This window comes from Sphingomonas faeni, assembly GCF_040407505.1.
GTDB lineage: Bacteria > Pseudomonadota > Alphaproteobacteria > Sphingomonadales > Sphingomonadaceae > Sphingomonas > Sphingomonas faeni_E.
This window is the reverse complement of record NZ_JAPZPQ010000001.1, coordinates 265,549-280,697: the sequence shown is the minus strand read 5'-3', so window position 1 is coordinate 280,697 and position 15,149 is coordinate 265,549. Positions and strand designations below refer to the sequence as shown.

The window sequence follows — 15,149 nt, the reverse complement described above, 5'->3', positions numbered from 1 at the left end:
ATTTCGACACCTGTAAAAGTAGTGACCTTATCATGGTATAATCTTCAACAGGATGGCGATGTCTATCGAGACTGACAATGCGCTCGCCACGTTCCTGCGCGATCGCCGGGCACGTATGGACGCCGCGGCGTTCGGGTTCAGCGGTGGACGGCGCCGGACGCCCGGCCTGCGCCGCGAGGAAGTCGCCCAGCGCGCGAACATCTCGGCGACCTGGTACACCTGGCTCGAACAGGGCCGCGGCGGCGCGCCGTCGGCCGACGTCCTCAACCGCATCGCCGGCGGCCTGATGCTGACCGAGCCGGAGCGCGAGCACCTGTTCGTCCTCGGTCTCGGCCACCCGCCCGAAGCGACCTATCGCGCCTCCGACGAAGTCACGCCGCGGCTTCAGCGCGTACTGGATGCGCTCGAATTCAGTCCGGCGATCGTAAAGACGCCGACCTGGGACGTGGTCGCGTGGAACGCGGCGGCGGCGACCCTGCTCACCGACTACGCGACGCTACCCCGCGACCAGCGCAACATCCTGCGCCTGATGTTCACCAATGCGAGCATCAAGGCGGCGCAGGAGGACTGGCTCAACGTTGCCCGTTACGTCGTAGGTGCGTTTCGCGCAGATGCCGCGCGTGCAGGCGCGGGCGCGGAGATCAGCCAACTGGTCGAGGAACTATCGCGGCTCAGTCCCGAGTTCGATGCGTTGTGGCGCGACAACAACGTCGCCCGGCACGCGGACGGCCTGAAGCGGCTTCACCACCCGGTACACGGCCTGCTCGAGCTCGAATTCTCGGCGTTTGCGGTCGACGGTCGGCCGGAACTCGGGATGATCGTCTACAATCCCGCCACTCCGGAAACGGCGCAGCGTATCCGGTCGTTGATGGCGCCGACCGTATGAGCCTTTCACGCGCGGATCGGCGGCCGCTCCTTTATTCCGCAGAGCCGTCCGAACTCCTGTCGGCGCTTCCCCAGCCCGCCGCCTTGCGCAGTACGCGCGACAATTGCTCGACCGAATACGGCTTGTGGAGCAGTTCGAACCCGTGCGTGCCGTCCTGCGCGAGGATATTGCTGTACCCCGACGTCAGCACGACCGGCAGGCTTGGATGGTCGGCGCGGATCGCCTTGCCGAGTTCGATGCCGTTCATCCCCGGCATCACCACATCCGAGAACACGATATCGAAGCGCGAGGCATCCTTGCCCAGCTCCGCCAGAGCCTCCTGCGCATTGGCCGCCCACACCGTCACATAGCCGAGTTCGGCCAGCGACTGCGTGGTGAACGTCCCGACTTCCCTGTTGTCCTCGACGACCAGTACGCAGGTTCCATGACCGTCGGCCAGCGTCTGGACGGTGTCGTCCTCGACGGGACGGTCGCTCTCGTCGACCTGTGGCAGGTACAGGGTAAAGGTCGCGCCCTCGCCGGGCGGGCTTTCGACGACGATGTCGCCCTCGGATTGCTTGGCGAACCCGAACACCTGGCTGAGCCCGAGGCCGGTGCCCTGCCCGACGCCCTTGGTCGTGAAGAACGGCTCGAAGATCCGCTCCAATTTCTCGGGTTCGATGCCGGTACCGCTGTCGGTCATCGAGATCGCGACATAGCGTCCCGGCACGGCCGGATGCGAGCGAACGGCGGGGATAAACGATGCAGGCCGTACCGCGATCAGGATATGACCTGCGCCGTCCATTGCGTCACGCGCATTGACCGCCATGTTCACGAGCGCGGTATCGAGCTGGCTCGGATCGACGTTGGTGAACAGCGGCGTCTCGGGCACGTCGATGTCGATGACGATCCGCGAGCCCGTCAGCGTGCCCAGCATATCGGCGATGACGCGCAGGCTATGCCCGACGTCGATCACCTCGGGCTGGAGCGCCTGTCGCCGCGCGAAGGCGAGCAGCTGCCCCGTGAGTTTCGCGGCACGATCGGCGGTGTCGGAGATGGCGTCGATATAGCGTTCGCGCCGTTCCGCGCTGAGGTCCGGACGCTTCAGCAGGTCGGTCGCCGAGCGGATGACCGTCAGCAAATTGTTGAAATCATGCGCGACGCCACCGGTGAGCTGGCCGACCGCCTCCATTTTCTGCGACTGGCGCAGCGCGTCCTCGGCATGCTGGAGCTCGCCGGTGCGCGCCGCGACCTGCTGTTCGAGCGACGCGGCCAGAGCTGCAAGCTCCTGCTCCGTGCGCCGCCGCTCGGTTGCGATCCGGGTGCGCTCGGCCACTTCGCGAACGAACCCGACTTCGTCGGGTCGCCAGCGTCTTTCGCATGCGTTGCCCAGATACAGCATCGCCACCAACTCGCCGTTCTCCATGATCGGCATATTGATGAGCGCGCGCGCTCCAAGCGTCTCCAGCGCGGCGTACGAACTTCGCGTCCGCGGATCGGTCCGCGAGTCCTCGATACAGACTTCCTCGCCGCGTTTCAGATCGTCGACGTAAGAGCCATAATCGCGCAACGCGAACCTACCGATCAACGGCTCGACATTGGGCGCGCTCCAATCGCGGAGGATCGTCACGGTTTCCGCATCGAGGTCGATCTCTCCGTACCCGACGCGGCTGACATCGATAGTCCGACCGATGATCTTGGCAGCCGCGAAGGAGATATCATCCGGCTGCTCGGTGTCGCGAAACACGTCGCCCAGTTCGACGAGTGCGGCGCGCATGATCTCGCCACGGCGCTGATCGGTGATGTCGGTCGAGACGCCAGCGATCCGCAACGCCTCGCCCTCGGTGTTGAAGAAGGGTTGGCCGCGCGAGGCGATCCACCGCAACTCGCCATCGCGTCGATGGATGCGGTAGACCACGTCGTAGTCGGTCCCTTCCGTGACGCAGCGACGGACTTCGGCGACGCTTTTAGCCCTATCATCGGGGTGGATCGCATCGAGCCGATCCTCGTAGGAGAAAGGTTCGTGGCTCGGCCGACCGAAGATTTCCTTGCACGTCTCGGATGCGGTCAACTGCTTGCTGGCGATCTCCAGGCTCCAGGTGCCGAAGCGTGCCGCCTTCAACGTGAAAGCCAGTTCGCGCTCCTGCTCCTGCTGCATTCGCAACCGGTCGGTCAGTTCGGCGAGAAGCGCGGCGTTGCTCGACTCTAGCCCCTTCAGCCGTTCCCGCTCGATCGTCACGTCGACCTGGCTCGCGAAGAAATAGGCGAGCACGCCTTCAGTATCGTACACGGGCGCCAACAACAGGCGGTTCCAGAACAGTTCACCGTCCTTGCGATGGTTCTGGATGTCGATCTCGATCGGCCGGACCTGCCGCACCGCCTCGCGAATCTTGACGACAGTCGTGGGATCGGTTTCCGGCCCCTGTAGAAACCGACAATTGCGACCGAGGATCTCCGCCCGGCTATAGCCGCTCAACCGGCAGAACGCGTCGTTGGTGAACACGACGGGATTGTCGGGCAGCCGGGGATTGGTAATGATCATCGGCATCCGCGTCGCCCGCACGGCCGCGACGAACGGATCGGTGCCGACGTCCTGCGCGATCAGTTCCGCTGCGATACGCTCGGCATCCGCGGTCATTTTGGGGGCGCTTTCGACGGCGCGGTCGGTGATATCAGTCAAGGCCGTCCATTCGTCGATGATCGCTGTGGGACATATTTAGGCCCCTGCCCGAGTGCCCGCAATGTTTTCGGGTACAACCTACGGCAAATCAATACGGTAGACGACGTTGGTCGATGCGCGCGCCATAGCTCGATAACTTCGGCTCGGCTCGGCTCGACACGGCATCGCAAGATCGCAATTATCGAAGGGTAAAATGCCAGCTAGGCCCTCTTTGCGGTGCCAAGCTTTTCTGACCGGACCGGATGCCGTCAGCGAGGCGGTGGCAAGCGGACGTGAATATCGACTGCGGAGGGTACGACGCGCATCGGCGTCGATTCCATCCGGCGCCATCCTGCGCGTACAAGTATAAAAGCGACGCCGGCAGCGATCAGCGCGAGGGCCGGTTTCACCCCTCGGCGTGGATCGCGGTTGCGATCGGCGTTACTCCAGATAGCGTCCCAATCGTCTTCGGACCTGTGGCCGCGGTGTCGCGCTATCGGGTCGCGTGCAGCATCGACGTCGTAATCGGTATAACTCGTCATGCCCGGCTCCGATGGCGTAGGGGTGGCGGCGGGGTGGACTGCAACCCCGCCGCCACGCGCCTGCTTACTTGCCGCGCAGGGTGTTGATCAGCGCGATCCCGAGGACGCCTGCAACCGCTGCCGCGGTGAACGGACGCTCCTTGGAGAACTGGCGGACATAGTCGACCAGCGGCCGGATGTTCTCTTCGACCGCATCCTTGGCCTGGCCAACCGTCTTCTGCACCGTCCCGGTCAGCTGATCCGCGGCACCTTCGCTCTGCAGCGACTTGTCGCCGAGTGCACCGCCGAGGGTTTCCTTGATCTTGCCGCTGGTGTCGGTTGCCGCGCCGCTGAGGGTATCGGTGTTCATGGCTGGTCTCTTTCGATTGGTTGAAGATGCGGCTTCAAACGACGAGAGGGAGAGAAGTATCCCGCGTGCTGGAAGGCGTGTCGAAAACCTCGTGGTCACAGACGACATCGTCTGGACCCGGACCGCCGTCGCCGGGCATGAGATAGCGAAGCGTTCCCCGACCGAAGAATGCATTGATTGCCGACACCGCCCTGCGCCGGGCAAACGGCGCCGCGGAGACACATCATGGCGAAGACACTCACCCATCTGGAACGGCTCGAGGCGGAGGCGATCCACATCCTGCGCGAAGTCGTCGCCGAGGCCGACAAGCCGGTGATGCTGTATTCTGTCGGCAAGGATTCGGCCGTGATGCTGCACCTCGCGCGCAAGGCGTTCTATCCGTCGCCCCCGCCCTTCCCGCTGCTGCACGTCGACACGACCTGGAAATTCCAGGAGATGTACAAGTTACGCGACCGGATGGCGGCCGAGAGCGGGATGGAACTGCTCGTCTACCAGAACCCCGAAGCCGCCGAACGTGGGATCAATCCGTTCGATCACGGCGCGCTCCACACCGACATGTGGAAGACCGAGGGCTTGAAGCAGGCGCTCAACCTGCATGGGTTCGACGCGGCATTCGGTGGCGCGCGGCGCGACGAGGAGAAATCGCGTGCGAAGGAACGCATCATCTCGTTCCGCACCGCGACGCATGGCTGGGACCCGAAGAACCAGCGCCCCGAATTGTGGAACCTCTACAATGCGCGAAAATCGAAGGGCGAGAGCATCCGCGTGTTCCCGATCTCGAACTGGACCGAACTCGACGTTTGGCAATATATCCAGCTCAACAACGTGCCGATTGTCCCGCTCTACTACGCGGGCGTGCGCCCCACGGTCGAGCGCGAGGGCATGCTGCTGATGGTCGACGACGACCGCTTCCGCCTCGAACCCGGCGAAGTCCCGGTCGATCGATCGATCCGCTTCCGCACGCTTGGTTGCTACCCGCTGACCGGCGCGGTCGAGAGCACGGCGTCGACGCTGTCCGAGATCATCCAGGAAACGCTGCTGACCACCACCAGCGAGCGCCAGGGTCGCGCGATCGACAAGGATGCCGGCGGCGCTGGCATGGAGAAGAAGAAGCAGGAGGGGTATTTCTGATGAGCGACATCGCAATCCAGGAATCGGCCTACCAGACCGACGCGTTGATCGCCGAGGATATCGACGCGTATCTCGATCAGCACCGCAACAAGACGATGCTGCGCTTCATCACCTGCGGTTCGGTCGACGACGGCAAGTCGACGCTGATCGGCCGGCTGCTGTACGATTCGAAGATGATCTTCGAGGATCAACTCGCGGCGCTCGAGGCGGACAGCAAGCGCGTGGGCACGCAAGGTGGCGAGATCGACTTCGCGCTATTGGTCGACGGGCTCGCCGCCGAGCGCGAACAGGGGATCACGATCGACGTCGCCTATCGCTTCTTCTCGACCGAAAAACGCAAGTTCATCGTCGCCGACACCCCCGGCCACGAGCAATATACGCGCAACATGGTGACGGGCGCATCGACCGCCGACCTCGCCGTGATCCTGGTCGATGCGCGCAAGGGCGTGCTGACGCAGACCAAGCGCCACAGCTATCTGGCGCACCTGATCGGCATCCGGAACCTCGTGCTCGCCGTCAACAAGATGGACCTGATCGGCTACGACCAGGCGCCCTACGACGAGATCGTCGCGGACTATGCGGCGTTCGCGCAGAGCATCGGCATCTCGACGTTCACGCCGATGCCTATCTCGGGCTTCAAGGGCGACAACATCTCCCTCAGGTCCGAAACCATGCCCTGGTATTCCGGCCCGACGCTGATGGAGCATCTCGAAGCCGTCGATGTCGATGTCGACGACGACCAGGCCAAGCCGTTCCGGATGAGCGTGCAGTGGGTCAACCGCCCCAACCTCGATTTCCGCGGTTTCTCCGGCCAGATCGCAGCGGGCACGGTCAAGCCCGGCGACGCGATCCGTGTGCTTCCCGGCGGCAAGACCTCTACGATCAGCCGGATCACGACGCTCGATGGCGATCTCAACGAGGCGGTCGCGGGGCAGTCGGTCACGTTGTCGTTCGCCGACGAGATCGACTGCTCGCGCGGCAACGTCATCGCCGCATCGGACGCACCGCCCGACACCGCCGATCAGTTCGAGACGACGATCGTCTGGATGGACGACGAGCCGCTGATCGTCGGCCGCTCCTATTGGCTCAAGCTCGGCACGCAGATGGTGTCCGCCACCGTTCGCGAGCCGAAATATCAGGTCAACGTCAACACGATGGAGCGGCTCGCGACCAAGACGCTCGAGCTGAACGCGATCGGCGTCGCGGAGATTACGACGGACCGGGCGATCGTGTTCGAGGCCTACGCACAAGAGGGGGCTGCACCTAACAAGGTGCTTGGCGGGTTCATCCTGATCGACAAGATCACCAATGCGACCGTCGCGGCGGGGATGGTCCATTTCAGCCTGCGCCGCTCGCAGAACGTCCACTGGCAGGCGACCGATATCGGCCGCGAGGCGCATGCCGGCCTCAAGAACCAGAAACAGGCGGTGCTGTGGTTCACCGGGCTGTCGGGCGCGGGCAAGTCGACGATCGCCAACGAGGTCGAGAAACAGCTCAACCTGATGAACCGGCACACCTTTCTGCTCGACGGCGACAACATCCGCCACGGGCTGAACAAGGATCTGGGCTTCACCGAGGCCGACCGGATCGAGAATATTCGGCGCGTCGGCGAGGTCGCCAAGCTGATGGCGGACGCCGGGCTGATCGTGCTCACCGCGTTCATCTCGCCGTTCCGTGCCGAGCGGGATATGGTGCGCGCGATGCTGCCGGCGGGCGAGTTCATCGAGATCTTCGTCGACACGCCGCTCGATGTGGCGGAAGGTCGCGACGTGAAGGGCCTCTACAAGAAAGCACGGGCGGGCGATTTGAAGAACTTTACCGGGATCGACAGCCCTTACGAGGCGCCGCTCAACGCGGAGATCCGCGTCAACACGGTCGAGATGACGCCGGCCGAAGCCGCCGCGTTCATCGTCCGCCAGATCATGCCGCTCAAGTGACCGTCATAGAAAGCGACGTCCGTCTCGCCGAGCGCCTTGCCACCGAGGCGGGCGAGATATTGCTCGCGTTGCAGAAAAGCAGCGGGCTGACCGGCAAGGACCTCGGCAAGGCGGGCGACGAGCAGGCCAACAGGTTCCTCATGCGGATGCTGCGCGCGGCGCGGCCCGACGATGCGATCCTGTCCGAGGAAGAGAAGGATACCGGCGATCGCTGTTCGGTGCGCCGCGCGTGGATCGTCGATCCGCTCGACGGCACGCGCGAATATGGCGAGGGGCGGACCGACTGGGCGGTGCACGTCGCGCTCGCGATCGACGGCGTCGCCGTCGTGGGCGCGGTGGCGCTGCCCGGGCTCGGGATGACGCTGACCTCGGGTTCGCCGAAGCCGCTGGAACCCGCGGGCGATCCGCTCCGCATGCTGGTCAGCCGCAGCCGGCCCGCGCGCGAGGCGGTGGCGGTCGCCGAGACGTTGGGGGCGACGCTCGTGCCGATGGGCTCGGCGGGGGCGAAGGCGATGGCGGTGGTGCGCGGCCAGGCCGACATCTACCTCCACACCGGCGGGCAATATGAGTGGGACAATTGCGCACCGATCGCGGTCGCGCAGGCGGCCGGGCTGCACGTCAGCCGCGTCGACGGATCGCCGCTCGTCTATAATTGCGCCGATCCGTATCTGCCCGACCTGCTGATCTGTCGGATGGAATTGGCGACGCAGGTACTCGAGCTGGTGAAGGCTTTACCGCCCGCCTGAACGGCGGACGGTATCAACCGTCGGAGGCCACCAGCTCGACGAATTCGAAGTCGTAGCGCTGCCAGCCGCGTTGCGCCGCGGCCTCGGCAAGTGCGTTGCGCTTCTTCTTCGCTTCGCCGAGCGATTTGGTATGGCCCCAGAATATCTCGGTCTTGCCGTTGGCCAGCACCGCGACGATCCGCCAGTAATGCGTGAACGGTGTCGCGGTCGGGCCGATCGTCTTCACATAACCGTCGGGCAGCGTCGCGGTGAGGTAGCGTTTCTTGGCCATGACGCTGCCGTTAGCCGCCCGCCGCCCGGACGGAAATGCTTAGTCGAGCGCAGCGTCCGTGCCGATCCGATCGAGTGTCGCGATCGCGTCGGCTGGCAGCACGATGTCACCTGCGGCAAGGTTCTCGCGCAGATGACCGATCGACGACGTGCCGGGGATCAGCAGGATATTGGGCGAACGCTGCAACAGCCACGCGAGTGCGATCTGCATCGGCGTCGCGTCCAGATCGCGTGCGACGTCCGACAATGCGGACGATTGCAACGGCGAGAACCCACCGAGCGGGAAGAATGGCACATACGCGATCCCCGCCTCGGCCAGCTCGTCGATCAGCGCGTCGTCGTCGCGGTGCGCGAGGTTGTATTGGTTCTGCACGCAGGCGATCGTCGCCATCGACCGCCCCTCCGCGACCTGCGTCGACGTGACGTTGCTGAGCCCGATATGGCGGACCAGACCCTGCCGCTGGAGATCGACGAGCGTCGCGAGCGGCTCGGCGATCGAGCCCTCGGCAGGGCCATGCGCATCGAACATCGCGCGCAGATTCACGACGTCGAGCGTCTCCAGCCCCAGGTTGCGCAAATTGTCGTGGACCGCGCTGGTCAGGTCCGCAGCCGAGAAAGCGGGATCCCATGAGCCATCAGGTCCCCGCCGCGCGCCGATCTTGGTGACGATCACGAGGTCGTCTGGATACGGATGCAGCGCCTCGCGGATGAGGCGATTGGTGACGTGGGGGCCGTAGAAGTCGCTCGTGTCGATATGGTTCACGCCGGCCGCGACCGCCGCGCGCAGGACCGCGAGCGCCGAGTCGTGATCCTTGGGAGGCCCGAACACGCCGGGGCCGGCAAGCTGCATGGCGCCGTAGCCGAGACGGTTGACGGTGCGGCCTGCGAGCGGGGCGGTGATGGTGATGCCGTGCGTGGTCATGATCCGGTCCTTTCGAAGTGTGGACTTTCATATGGACCGGGTTGGCTGTTACGATAACGCGGCAGTATCGGCACGGGCTGTACGGGAGCACGCACAATGGCAGTGGATGCAGGCGATCTCTCCGCGTTCGTGACTGTCGCGCGGGCGGGCGGATTTCGCGACGGCGCGCGGATCAGTGGCGGCAGCGCGTCGGGGCTGAGCGAGGCGGTACGGCGGCTGGAGGCTAAGCTCGGCGTGCGGTTGCTCAATCGGACGACACGGAGCGTGGCGCCGACCGAAGCCGGTGCGCGCCTGCTCGACCGACTCGGCCCCGCGCTCGCCGAAGTCGAGGCGGCGCTGGACGTCGTCAACGGCTATCGCGACCTGCCGGCGGGACCGTTGCGGCTGAACGTGCCGGTCAGCGCCGCGCGGCTGGTCCTGCCCGCGATCGTGCCGGCGTTCCTCGCCGCCTATCCCGATATCCGGCTGGAGGTGATCGCGGAGGACAGCTTCGTCGACATGCTCGCGGCGGGGTGCGACGCCGGCATCCGCTACGACGAACGGCTCGAACTGGACATGATCGCGATACCGATCGGTCCGCGCGAGCAACGGTTCGCGACGGCGGCGTCACCCGACTATCTCGCCCGCCGCGGCACGCCGGTGCATCCCCGCGATCTGCTCGACCACGCGTGTATCCGCGGCCAGTTCTCCAGCGGCTCGATGATGCCCTGGGAGTTCGAGCGCGACGGCGAGATCGTCAAGGTCGAGCCCGGCGGACCGCTGATCGTCCGCGTCGGCGCGGCAACCGATCTCGCCGTCGATGCGGCGCTGGCGGGGACTGGAATCATCCACCTGTTCGAGGATTGGCTGCGACCGCATCTCGACAGCGGCGCGCTGGTGCCGGTGCTGGAGCCGTGGTGGCAGCGCTTCTCGGGTCCGTTCCTCTATTATTCGGGACGGCGTTATCTCCCGGCACCGCTGCGCGCGTTCATCGATTTCGTCGCAGCCAGGCGCTCCGAAAAATGACCCACGTCCGACCATCTGCGGAAATATGTCGAACACACTCGTGCGGCAGGACCGGCGAATGATCCCACGTCCCGTGCCCGACCTTGCGAAGCCCGTACTGCTGGTGGTCGATGACGACCACATGATCCGCACGCTGCTGGCGGAGAGCCTCGGCATGCATGGCTATCAGGTCGAGACCGCGACCAACGCGCAGGAAATGGATGGCGTGCTCGCGCGGTGCGCGGTGTCGCTCATCCTGCTCGACGTGATGATGCCCGGCGAGGACGGTCTGTCGGTGTGCCGTCGGCTGGCGCGGACCGGCGCTCCGCCGGTGGTGATGCTGAGCGCGCTGGGCGACGAACCCGACCGGATCCTGGGACTGGAGATCGGCGCGAGCCATTATTTGTCCAAGCCGTGCAGCCCCCGCGAGATCCTCGCGACGGTTCGCGCTGCGCTGCGGGCGCGAGAAATGCAGGATGCAGGGGACAGCCGCGCATTCGGGTTCCTCGGCTGGCGCGTCGATTTCGCGGCGCACGAACTATTCGATCCCGAAGGCACGCTGATCGACCTGACCGACGGCGAGTTCGCGGTTTTGCGCGCGTTCGTCGAGCGACCACGGCGCGTGCTGGCACGCGATGCGCTGCTGGAGGCGGCGCGAGGCCCCGATACCGACGCGTTCGACCGCGCGATCGACGTGCAGGTCAGCCGCTTGCGCCGCAAATTGCGCTCGCGCGACGACGAGATCATCCGGACGATCCGCAACGAAGGCTATTTCTTCGTTCCCCGCGTGGTGCGCCTGTGATGCGCCACCCGAAGGCCGCAGTCGCCAAGATCGACCAGCCGATACGGCGTAACCCGCAGCGATCATGGCCGATGTTCCTGCGCATCTTCGTGCTGGGTCTGACGACCGTGCTGCTGGTCCAGATCCTGAACTTTGCGATCGTGTTGCTGATGCCACCGCCCCGACCGCAGATCTTCACCGCCAACCGCGTCGCCGCCGTCGCACGGACGGGAGGCGATCCGACCGGGCAGCTCAAGGTCGAGATTGCCACCGGCCCACCCCACCCGACCGACAATCCGCGCGACGCTCGGCTCGCCGAATCGATCGCCGCCGATCTCGGACTGCCGCGGACCAAGGTGACCGTCGAGACCGAGCGATCGGCGATGCCGCTGTTTGCAGGCGCACTCCGGCCGCCGCTGCCGCTCGGCATGGGCCGTTCGGGGCATCTGCCGCAATCGTTCGACAATGCGCTGTTCGGCCCGTTCGTCGTGTCGATCGAGACGCCGAACGGCCGGTGGCGCGTGATCCGGCCGACACACACCACGATCGGCCCCTGGCGGATGCGGATCGTGCTGTGGTTCCTGGTCGCGATGGTGGTCGCGGCCGCGGTCGCCTGGGTGATGGCGCGGCGCGTCGTAAAGCCGATTGCGCTTTTTGCCGCCGCCGCCGAGCGTCTCGGTCGCGATCCCCGCGCCGAACCGCTGCCGATCGTCGGCCCGCCGGAGATCGCCGAAGCGGCCACCGCGTTCAACTTGATGCAGGAGCGGCTGAATCGCTATGTCGAGGATCGGACGACTCTGATCGCCGCGGTCGCGCATGATCTGAGGACGCCGTTGATGCGGTTGTCGCTGCGCCTCGAAAAGGCGCCCGACGATATCCGTGCGGCAAGCGAGGGCGACATCCAGGAGATGAGCGAACGGATCGGTTCGGCGATGGCGTTCGTCCGCGACATGACCCGTCACGTCCGCCGCCAGCGGCTCGATCTCCGGTCGCTGGCTGAAAGCGTCGCGGATGATTTTGCCGACCGCGGCGATGCGGTGGCGTTGCATCCGGGCGACCCGCTCGCGCTGGAGGGCGATGCGCCGTCGTTGAAGGCGCTGCTCGCGAACCTGGTCGGCAACGCCGTCAAATATGCCGGCCATGCCGAGGTGGAGGTGCGCCGCGAGGGCGGGGTCGCGATCGTCGAGGTGTGCGATTCGGGGCCGGGCATGGCGCCAGCGGATCTCGACCGCGCGTTCGAGCCGTTCTTCCGCGCCGAGCAATCGCGCAACCGCGATACCGGCGGCAGCGGGCTTGGCCTCGCCAGCGTCCGCGCGGTGGCGCGCGCGCATGGCGGCGATGCGACGATCGAGAACCGCCCGGGCGTCGGGTTGCTGGCGCGCGTGACGTTGCCGATCTGAACTACGCGAGCGGGCAAATAAGACATGGCGGCAACGATCGCCGTGTCAGACGAATATCACGGCATTTCTGGAGATTGCATGCGTATCCTTTACCTCGGCATCGCCGCCGCGCTGGCCGGATGCTCGACTCAGACGCCGCCCCCTCAGGCCGGACACGGTCCGGCGCGCGGCCGCGGCCAGTTGTTCATCAGTCCGATGGGCGAACCGTTCCGCGCGTCACTCAAGCCGGGCGCGGCGCAAGACCTGTGGTTCGCGGGCGCCGATACCGATGGCGACGGGCGGATCACGATGGCCGAATTCCAGCATGACGCCACGCGTTTCTTCGCGGTGCTCGATCGCGGCAAGGACGGCGAGATCGACCCCGACGACATCGCCTATTACGAAAACGTCCTTGTCCCCGAGATTCGCGTGGCATCGGGCGGCCGCGGGCCGCGGTCCGAAGGTGGCGAGCGCAGCCGTGGCGGACGCGGACGAGGTGGCGGCGGGTCCAGCGGTCAGGGCATGCAGTTCGGCAACGGCGACAGCAAGAAGGGCGCCACCGTCGTCCACGAACGCATCGGCGCCGCGCGCTACGGCTTCTTCGACTTGCCGGAGCCAGTGATCGCCGCCGATGCGAACCTTAACCGCGGCATCGATTCAGGCGAGTTTGCCAAGGCCGCGGCAACGCGCTTCGCCGCGCTCGACCGGAACCATGACGGCGCACTGACCCACGGCGAACTCCCACGCGCCGGCGGCGAGACGTGGCGGAACGGCTCGGACGAACCGAGCCCCCCGCCTCCGGAACGTCGCGACCCCTGACGCTAAGGGCGACGTCGACTCAGCCGAGCATGCCCGACACGATCCAGCGACGACTGACCGCGGACTTGACGATCGCCGCGCCGCAGCACCGGCAGGCGGAGCGCTGGATCGGCTCGCTCTTCACGTCGCGGTGCCGGGATCGCGGCATGTGGCGGCCGATCGCACAATTGCCGGATCGTGATCGTTGAGCCTGCATACCGCTTCCTTCGTGCACCGGTCGTCGAATGATCGAGCCGGCGGTGTGACAGGCGAAGTTTTCCGCGGTGTTTCGGCAGCCGCGCGTGACGGGGAATTCATGTAGCCAAGGCGGTGGTTTCGGCGTTCAGTGCGAAGTACCCCCGCGGTGTCCTGGCGTCCGTTCCGGCGCGACGGCGGCGCGTCACCTGGAGCCGACCATGGCCGAAGCCGAACTCGTCGCCTTTTCCAATATCCAGTTGCGGCCCGACCCTTCGCGGACCGTGATCCGGCCGTTCAACATCGAATATCCCGGCGCGTTCAAGGTCGATGGCCACCACCGCGCCGTCCGCGTGATCGACCGCGTTCTGTCGCTCTCGCCCGACGAACTCCGCGCCGAGCGTCGTCGCGTGATGGAGTCGCTCGACGAACGCCATCGCGATGTCGACGAGCTTCTCCTGCACCGCTTCGGCGAGATCATGGCGGTGCTGAAGGACCCGCGCGAGATCGACACCGACCAGAAACTGCTGATCGGCGCCTATCTCAGCGGTGAATATTCGTTCGAGGCGGCCGCGCTGTTCAACCCGAGCATGGTGCTCGACCCCGATCAAGCCAACGCCCCCGAAGGCGGCCTGCGCTTCATCCTGTCGCTACGCGGGATCGGCGAAGGTCATGTCTCGTCGGTCACGTTCCGCACCGGAAGCTGGTCGCCCGACGACGGTTTCTCGGTCGATCCCGCGAGCCAGACCGCGGTGCCGCCGCGGGTCACACCGACGGATCAGGGTGCGACCGATGGCGGTCCCACCCGACTGGAATGCGGTGGCAGTCGCGAATTGTCGGAGACGGTGATCTTTCCGATCCTGCCAAGCCAACATCAGGGGATCGAGGACCTGCGGCTCGTCCGTTTCGAGGACGCTGGCAAGGTGCAGTATCTCGGCACTTATACCGCGTTCAGCGGCTCGGAAGCGCGCTGCGAACTGCTCCGCGGCGAGGACTTCAAGACGTTCGAGATGCAACCGATGCGCGGCGCGGTCGCGGCGACCAAGGGCATGGCGCTGTTCCCGCGTAAGATCGGCGGACAGTATGCGATGCTCGGGCGGCAGGACAACGAGAATATCTGGTACCTGACGTCGGACGACCTGCTGACCTGGGAGGGCGGTACCAAGATCGTCGAGCCGAAATGGCCGTGGGAGTTCATCCAGATGGGCAATTGTGGATCGCCGATCGAGATCGACGAAGGCTGGCTGGTACTGACCCACGGCGTCGGCAGCGTCCGTAATTATTGTATCGGCGCATGTTTGCTCGACAAGGCCGACCCGACCAAATTGCTGGCGAGGATGACCGATCCGCTGATCGTCCCAAGCCCGACCGAGCGCGACGGTTATGTGCCGAACGTCGTGTATAGCTGCGGCGGCATCGTCCATGATCGCACGCTGTTGCTGCCGTTCGGCGTGGCGGACAATTTCGCCTCGTTCGCGACGGTGGATGTCGGGCGGCTGCTTGCGGCGATGGCGTGAGGCGAACCAACTGGCAGTCGACACGAGCATGTTATCCCGCGAAGGCGGGGACCCAGTCTGGGCTCCCGCCTTCG

Annotated in this window: 15 protein-coding genes; 9 read left to right on the top strand and 6 right to left on the bottom strand. The window is 65.6% G+C overall.

Translation table 11 applies throughout. The features are described from left to right. Positions 1-58: 58 nt before the first annotated feature. On the top strand, positions 59-886 hold the full coding sequence (locus tag O6X71_RS01355; RefSeq protein WP_353464128.1) for a helix-turn-helix transcriptional regulator: 828 nt from the start codon (positions 59-61) through the stop codon (positions 884-886). A 31-nt stretch (positions 887-917) separates the two neighbouring features. Here O6X71_RS01355 and O6X71_RS01350 read toward each other — a convergent pair whose 3' ends face one another. The 3 genes from O6X71_RS01350 to O6X71_RS01340 all read right to left on the bottom strand — a co-directional run bounded on the left by O6X71_RS01350 (position 918) and on the right by O6X71_RS01340 (position 4,415). After that, positions 918-3,545, bottom strand: coding sequence for a PAS domain-containing protein (locus tag O6X71_RS01350; RefSeq protein WP_353464127.1), 2,628 nt, complete (start codon positions 3,543-3,545; stop codon positions 918-920). Positions 3,546-3,793: 248 nt separating this feature from the next. Next, on the bottom strand, positions 3,794-4,066 hold the full coding sequence (locus O6X71_RS01345; RefSeq protein WP_353464126.1) for a hypothetical protein: 273 nt from the start codon (positions 4,064-4,066) through the stop codon (positions 3,794-3,796). 64 nt (positions 4,067-4,130) lie between these two features. Beyond that, complete coding sequence (locus O6X71_RS01340; protein ID WP_353464125.1) at positions 4,131-4,415, bottom strand: CsbD family protein; 285 nt, start codon at positions 4,413-4,415, stop codon at positions 4,131-4,133. Positions 4,416-4,640: 225 nt separating this feature from the next. On the opposite strand from O6X71_RS01340, the gene cysD reads away from it, so the two are divergent. The 3 genes from cysD to O6X71_RS01325 are packed head-to-tail and all read left to right on the top strand — an operon-like array spanning position 4,641 to position 8,229. Continuing rightward, positions 4,641-5,546 (top strand): sulfate adenylyltransferase subunit CysD, encoded by a 906-nt coding sequence (gene cysD / locus O6X71_RS01335; protein WP_353464124.1) that lies wholly within the window; start codon positions 4,641-4,643, stop codon positions 5,544-5,546. Then, complete coding sequence (gene cysN / locus O6X71_RS01330; RefSeq protein WP_353464123.1) at positions 5,546-7,483, top strand: sulfate adenylyltransferase subunit CysN; 1,938 nt, start codon at positions 5,546-5,548, stop codon at positions 7,481-7,483. Before cysD ends, cysN begins: the two co-directional genes overlap by 1 nt. Then, positions 7,480-8,229, top strand: coding sequence for a 3'(2'),5'-bisphosphate nucleotidase CysQ (locus O6X71_RS01325; RefSeq protein ID WP_353464122.1), 750 nt, complete (start codon positions 7,480-7,482; stop codon positions 8,227-8,229). The genes cysN and O6X71_RS01325 overlap by 4 nt, the downstream gene beginning before the upstream one ends. Before the next feature lie 13 nt (positions 8,230-8,242). Here O6X71_RS01325 and O6X71_RS01320 read toward each other — a convergent pair whose 3' ends face one another. Beyond that, positions 8,243-8,500: a hypothetical protein gene (locus tag O6X71_RS01320; RefSeq protein WP_353464121.1), complete on the bottom strand. Its 258-nt coding sequence runs from the start codon at positions 8,498-8,500 to the stop codon at positions 8,243-8,245. A 39-nt stretch (positions 8,501-8,539) separates the two neighbouring features. Next, complete coding sequence (locus O6X71_RS01315; protein WP_353464120.1) at positions 8,540-9,421, bottom strand: aldo/keto reductase family oxidoreductase; 882 nt, start codon at positions 9,419-9,421, stop codon at positions 8,540-8,542. 96 nt (positions 9,422-9,517) lie between these two features. On the opposite strand from O6X71_RS01315, the gene O6X71_RS01310 reads away from it, so the two are divergent. From O6X71_RS01310 to O6X71_RS01295, 4 genes are all read left to right on the top strand, one after another. Continuing rightward, a complete protein-coding gene (locus tag O6X71_RS01310; RefSeq protein WP_353464119.1) occupies positions 9,518-10,426 on the top strand; it encodes a LysR family transcriptional regulator in 909 nt (302 codons plus the stop codon). 58 nt (positions 10,427-10,484) lie between these two features. Continuing rightward, the gene (locus tag O6X71_RS01305; RefSeq protein ID WP_353464118.1) at positions 10,485-11,207 is read left to right on the top strand and encodes a response regulator; all 723 of its coding nucleotides are present in this window, start codon (positions 10,485-10,487) and stop codon (positions 11,205-11,207) included. Then, a complete protein-coding gene (locus O6X71_RS01300) occupies positions 11,207-12,586 on the top strand; it encodes a sensor histidine kinase (RefSeq protein ID WP_353464117.1) in 1,380 nt (459 codons plus the stop codon). The genes O6X71_RS01305 and O6X71_RS01300 overlap by 1 nt, the downstream gene beginning before the upstream one ends. A gap of 78 nt (positions 12,587-12,664) precedes the next feature. Further along, the gene (locus O6X71_RS01295; RefSeq protein WP_353464116.1) at positions 12,665-13,384 is read left to right on the top strand and encodes an EF-hand domain-containing protein; all 720 of its coding nucleotides are present in this window, start codon (positions 12,665-12,667) and stop codon (positions 13,382-13,384) included. A gap of 19 nt (positions 13,385-13,403) precedes the next feature. Here the strand turns inward: O6X71_RS01295 and O6X71_RS01290 are convergent, their stop codons facing one another. Continuing rightward, the gene (locus O6X71_RS01290; RefSeq protein ID WP_353464115.1) at positions 13,404-13,532 is read right to left on the bottom strand and encodes a hypothetical protein; all 129 of its coding nucleotides are present in this window, start codon (positions 13,530-13,532) and stop codon (positions 13,404-13,406) included. A 247-nt stretch (positions 13,533-13,779) separates the two neighbouring features. Between O6X71_RS01290 and O6X71_RS01285 the strand changes: the two genes are divergently transcribed. Then, complete coding sequence (locus O6X71_RS01285) at positions 13,780-15,075, top strand: glycoside hydrolase family 130 protein (protein WP_353464114.1); 1,296 nt, start codon at positions 13,780-13,782, stop codon at positions 15,073-15,075. Positions 15,076-15,149: the final 74 nt, after the last annotated feature.

Bases quoted from the DNA above. Each gene is read 5' to 3' on its own strand.
- cysN (WP_353464123.1), top strand. From the start codon at position 5,546: ATGAGCGACATCGCAATCCAGGAATCGGCCTACCAGACCGACGCGTTG.
- O6X71_RS01340 (WP_353464125.1), bottom strand. From the start codon at position 4,415: ATGAACACCGATACCCTCAGCGGCGCGGCAACCGACACCAGCGGCAAG.
- O6X71_RS01315 (WP_353464120.1), bottom strand. From the start codon at position 9,421: ATGACCACGCACGGCATCACCATCACCGCCCCGCTCGCAGGCCGCACC.
- O6X71_RS01310 (WP_353464119.1), top strand. From the start codon at position 9,518: ATGGCAGTGGATGCAGGCGATCTCTCCGCGTTCGTGACTGTCGCGCGG.
- O6X71_RS01355 (WP_353464128.1), top strand. From the start codon at position 59: ATGTCTATCGAGACTGACAATGCGCTCGCCACGTTCCTGCGCGATCGC.
- O6X71_RS01285 (WP_353464114.1), top strand. From the start codon at position 13,780: ATGGCCGAAGCCGAACTCGTCGCCTTTTCCAATATCCAGTTGCGGCCC.
- O6X71_RS01295 (WP_353464116.1), top strand. From the start codon at position 12,665: ATGCGTATCCTTTACCTCGGCATCGCCGCCGCGCTGGCCGGATGCTCG.
- O6X71_RS01300 (WP_353464117.1), top strand. From the start codon at position 11,207: ATGCGCCACCCGAAGGCCGCAGTCGCCAAGATCGACCAGCCGATACGG.
- O6X71_RS01290 (WP_353464115.1), bottom strand. From the start codon at position 13,532: ATGCCGCGATCCCGGCACCGCGACGTGAAGAGCGAGCCGATCCAGCGC.
- O6X71_RS01305 (WP_353464118.1), top strand. From the start codon at position 10,485: ATGATCCCACGTCCCGTGCCCGACCTTGCGAAGCCCGTACTGCTGGTG.
- O6X71_RS01320 (WP_353464121.1), bottom strand. From the start codon at position 8,500: ATGGCCAAGAAACGCTACCTCACCGCGACGCTGCCCGACGGTTATGTG.
- O6X71_RS01345 (WP_353464126.1), bottom strand. From the start codon at position 4,066: ATGACGAGTTATACCGATTACGACGTCGATGCTGCACGCGACCCGATA.
- cysD (WP_353464124.1), top strand. From the start codon at position 4,641: ATGGCGAAGACACTCACCCATCTGGAACGGCTCGAGGCGGAGGCGATC.